Raw genomic sequence first — 581 nt, 5'->3', positions numbered from 1 at the left:
CGGTAGGAGTGCGAGCCGAGCCACAGTTGCCGGGCCGGGATGACCGCCTCGAACGCTGCGATCATCACCGCCGCCCCGTCCTGCGTCGTGACGACCCAGTCGCACGCGCCGAACGCCTCCCCGAGGTCCTGGCCGCGCTTCGGGTCCGACAGCCACACGGCCACGTCCCGGCGGGTGAGGACTTCCGCCATGACGTCGAGAGCCGCCTCGGTCTTGCCGGAGCCGGTCACGCCCATGACGAGCAGGTGGATTGCCTGCGGGAGGGTGAGGTGCAGCTCCCGGCCGTCGTCGTACACCCCGATGACGAGCGGTTCCGCGATGGAGCCGCCCGGGGCGGACGGGCCCGGGTACCAGATGACTTCCTTGAGCATGTCGTTCGGGACGATGACCAACTCGCCCTTGCGCGCCGACTCGGGGTCGGGCCGGTAGCGCACGGCCGTGGTCGGCACGTCCAGCGCGGACGCGACCCGGGGCAGGCTCTTGGCCATGTCCGCGTTGGTCGCCTCCCCGGCCGGGAGCGCGTACGGCACGGTGACCTTGTTCGGCTCCACCTTCGCCGTGCCCAGCTTCGTACGGGCCAG

The 581-nt window shown here is 71.6% G+C and carries 1 pseudogene; it reads right to left on the bottom strand.

Annotated elements, in window-relative coordinates:
* Nucleotides 1-488, bottom strand: a pseudogene (locus tag ADL29_RS07505) (type IV secretory system conjugative DNA transfer family protein); the annotation flags it as partial.
* Between the last annotated feature and the right edge of the window lie 93 nt (nt 489-581).

Origin of the sequence: Streptomyces chattanoogensis, assembly GCF_001294335.1 — a bacterium.
In the GTDB taxonomy this organism is placed as follows: domain Bacteria; phylum Actinomycetota; class Actinomycetes; order Streptomycetales; family Streptomycetaceae; genus Streptomyces; species Streptomyces chattanoogensis.
The sequence above is the reverse complement of the archived record's forward strand: the minus strand, read 5'-3'. Positions and strand labels throughout refer to the sequence as shown.